A 3,393-nucleotide genomic window follows, 5' to 3' on the forward strand; every position below is an offset into this window, starting at 1 on the left:
TTTTGTATTTGTTGTTTGCTCTGGTATATCCAGTTTCAAAAAGGATCTATGGGTTAATGATGAAAAAAATACAAGATAAAAATAATTGAAAATGTCGTTTAATAAAACGTTCCCAATTAGATTCTTAGAATAAAAAATTTATTATTCCATTGCGGTGTCCGCAAGCATTTTTTTTATTTTTCAGTGCTTCGTTTTGAGGAATATTTTTGTGATAGAATCCGTTCACTGTGGAGGTGAATGTGATGACGATTGTAATTAATGTGATGGATTTAGGAGCATTCATTATTTGTACTTTGCTGTTCATTGCATTGTGGTTTGAAGAATCAGAAGAAGCCGGCTATTAAGTCGGCTTCTTCTTTACACGCTTGACGGAAATCGAGAGATTTTAGCACGCACACAGGGGTGTGTATAAGTGCGCCATTGTCATGGGTGTCCTATTTCCAAAATTGCCACCACTTTTTTTGTTGAGATGCAGCAATCTGTTTTTTCATTTCTTCATTCTCTTTGAGAGCCTCTATGAGGTGTTTGTCGCGTTCCTCAAGCTTAGCCTCAATGTAGTGTTGTTGTTCGTGAATTGTCTGAATAAGAGATTGGATGATTTGTTTTTGTTCATTCATTTGTGAGTTGAGAGTATTCCTTATGTCCTCTATCGACTCATTCAGCGTCAATGCTGTACTTTCTGTATGATTGTCTATCGTGATTGTGATTGGATGTCCTTCATTAGTGAGGATGGTCTCAATGTTTTCTATGGACTTTCCTTCTACGTATAAACCACGAATTTTTTTTAGCAAAGGAATGGATTCATTTGCTACTAAATAGCTTTTTCCGTTTTTCTTTATGTTCAAATGATGGCCATGTTGACGAATGTATCTTCGCAATGTTGTATCTGGGATTTGAAGTTCTTTCTCTAATGATTTGATAGAGTGCCATTTTTCTTGGTTATCCATATAATTTCACCACCTCGTTCACCATACGATCATACATTGATTATTCTAGTTATATCAATGGATTCCTACGATCACGATCATGGTTGCGTCCATGAATACGATCATTCGATCATGAGAAATATGACAAGAACGTTTTAACGGTTATAAATTTATTTAAAGACTCATAAAAGTCTCTCATAAAGTGGAAGTGCCTTTTGATAATAATCTTTCACAGAATTTAGTTAAAACAAGCTTTTGCAACCAATAGTTGCATAGTGGTTGGTGGTGTGCAACCTGTGAAACTAATACAATTACAGCAATCATATGGAAATGGGGTGTTGTATGATGTCTTTAGGTTCTAATATTAGTAATAAAAGAAAATCCTTAAAGTTATCGCAAGAATATGTAGCAGAACAATTAGGGGTTAGTCGGCAGGCAATATCGAAATGGGAGACAAATCAATCAGAACCATCAATGGATAATCTAATAAGGTTGGCTGAATTATTTGATAGTGATATTAAAGAATTAGTTTCTCCAGAGCAATATTCTGAGGAACAAAAAGACTTAGAAACTCGGATTGAACAAAGTCAAAAAGATATAAAAATGCAAATGTCAGCTGTCTTTGGTCGAATTCTTATGCTGATTAGTTTTTTAGGTTACATTGGTGCTTTATTTGATCTTTCTTCTTATCAACTTCCTATTTGGTATTTACAAATTTGGTGGGGTGTCCTATTTTTGACCGGAGTAGTTCTAACATTTGTTGGGGCAAGGGATTACTTTAATAGAAAATCTGGTTCTAAAAAAGTTATATGGCTTGATCTGTTATTTGTTTTCTCTTATTTTTTATATGAAATGTTGCCTTTTGAAAGAAGTATAAATACATTAGTTACGTTACTTTTTGGCATTGTGATTTTGGTTATTAAAAATATTAAGTTTTTCATTCCTACATGGAGGAAACCAAGGTCATTAGACAAATAAATTTAAGATTTATAAAAACTCTCCAGCATAGTTAATATAGATCAAAAGGAATTCTTTTTACATTTATGTTAAACTATTACTTGGTTATTTTTATAACATTAGTAAAGGAGAGGTCACTATGAAAAAAGAGTTACGTAGTTATTTGTCTCTTGTGGTTGCTTCAGTAATCCTTATATCTTTGGTTTCGCCCGTAGTAGCACAAGCACAGACGTCGGACAGAAGTAAGGGTGCTGTAACATTAACAGAATCAGAAAAAAATAGCATAAGTGATTTAGAGAAATCTGGTGTAGATACAAAGCTTGTTACTAAGTTGTTGGAAGTTTCGAATCATATTCATTTCAAGAAAGATCAAGAAACATTAAGTGTAGATTTAAGTGATGATGTTCTTATGAATAAATATGATTTTACAAAAACACAACTTAAAGATTTCAAAGCTATACTTGATGGTACATATAATTATTCTGCTTCAAAAGAAAGCATATTAAAAAGTAACCAAGTAGCTAAAACTTCTAGTTATAGAGCAGGTTATTTATCTAATACTGCTTTGAAATCTGGAACATTTGCTGTTTTAACCGTTGCAGCGCAATCAGGTCCAGCTGCATTAATGGCTGCTTGGACAGCAGTTTCATCAGCTTTAGCAGGACCATTAGGCACTGTGGCTGGAATAAGTACTGCAGTTTTAGGTGGAGCCTTTTTTGCAGATCTTGCATTGAAAATAACTGGAGCTATGACTCAGGGTAAAGGTGTAGCTTTCTATCTTGATTGGGGAATTCCACCAGTAAAAACTGTTATTGAATAAAACACTTAAAAAAGAGGTTTGTTTTTGAATTTTTACTGACTCTGTTTTTTACAGGGTCTTTTTTTTAGTCTTAAATCTGATGTAAAAGAAGAACATAAGGCATGAGTCAACGGTAAGCGGAACGAAAGTGAGCATTAAGGAGTTGACTCATTCACTACACCCAAAGCCTATTGATTCAAACAAACCCCGTTTGTTTGCGCCAGCCGAAGGGGCATCCCCCGAAGATCGGGGGTAGGGGGTTTGAATATTTGCGATCCAACGGGCAGACCGTTGGCGGGTTTGGGCAGAGCCCGAAAAGAGTCACTGGAGAACCAGTGCCCACTTATGCACCTAAATAGGTGCGGTGGGTTTTCTTTCCGTTCAAAGCAGAATGCCAGGGCATTGTACCGTTGGCATGAAAGTATCAAAAATGATACGATTAAAGAAATATTTGTGCGTCTGTTTTGTTTGGCGAAAGTGCGCAGCGGAAGACGACGACAGTCGTCGAGTGGCAACGAAAAGCGAGCACTGAGAGCCAAACGGGAACCCCCCCCACTCTAACAGGGGGGTACTACGGAAGAAAAAAGCAAATTAAGGCTAGTCATAGCAATGGATTGACTCGTTTTGAGTTTGTGACAAAGATTTATTTGAATGATTAAACTTATAAAAATACCGAGGTTGTAATTCAAAAATGCCGTTGAGAGCGTTCAG

At 35.8% G+C, this 3,393-nt stretch carries 3 protein-coding genes; 2 read left to right on the forward strand and 1 reads right to left on the reverse strand.

What is annotated here, in order from left to right; translation table 11 throughout:
* Positions 1 to 434: 434 nt before the first annotated feature.
* Positions 435 to 947, reverse strand: a complete 513-nt coding sequence (locus ACTJKA_RS19725) for a DUF3967 domain-containing protein (protein WP_197198150.1) — start codon at positions 945 to 947, stop codon at positions 435 to 437.
* 324 nt (positions 948 to 1,271) lie between these two features.
* On the opposite strand from ACTJKA_RS19725, the gene ACTJKA_RS19730 reads away from it, so the two are divergent.
* The gene (locus tag ACTJKA_RS19730) at positions 1,272 to 1,904 is read left to right on the forward strand and encodes a helix-turn-helix domain-containing protein (protein ID WP_197198151.1); all 633 of its coding nucleotides are present in this window, start codon (positions 1,272 to 1,274) and stop codon (positions 1,902 to 1,904) included.
* 118 nt (positions 1,905 to 2,022) lie between these two features.
* Entirely contained in the window at positions 2,023 to 2,703 is a 681-nt protein-coding gene (locus ACTJKA_RS19735) for a hypothetical protein (RefSeq protein WP_197198152.1), read from the forward strand.
* Positions 2,704 to 3,393 lie beyond the last annotated feature (690 nt).

The organism is Bacillus sp. 22190 (genome assembly GCF_052045575.1).
GTDB classification, from domain to species: domain Bacteria; phylum Bacillota; class Bacilli; order Bacillales; family Bacillaceae; genus Bacillus; species Bacillus altitudinis.

Bases quoted from the DNA above. Each gene is read 5' to 3' on its own strand.
- ACTJKA_RS19730 (WP_197198151.1), top strand. From the start codon at position 1,272: ATGTCTTTAGGTTCTAATATTAGTAATAAAAGAAAATCCTTAAAGTTA.
- ACTJKA_RS19735 (WP_197198152.1), top strand. From the start codon at position 2,023: ATGAAAAAAGAGTTACGTAGTTATTTGTCTCTTGTGGTTGCTTCAGTA.
- ACTJKA_RS19725 (WP_197198150.1), bottom strand. From the start codon at position 947: ATGGATAACCAAGAAAAATGGCACTCTATCAAATCATTAGAGAAAGAA.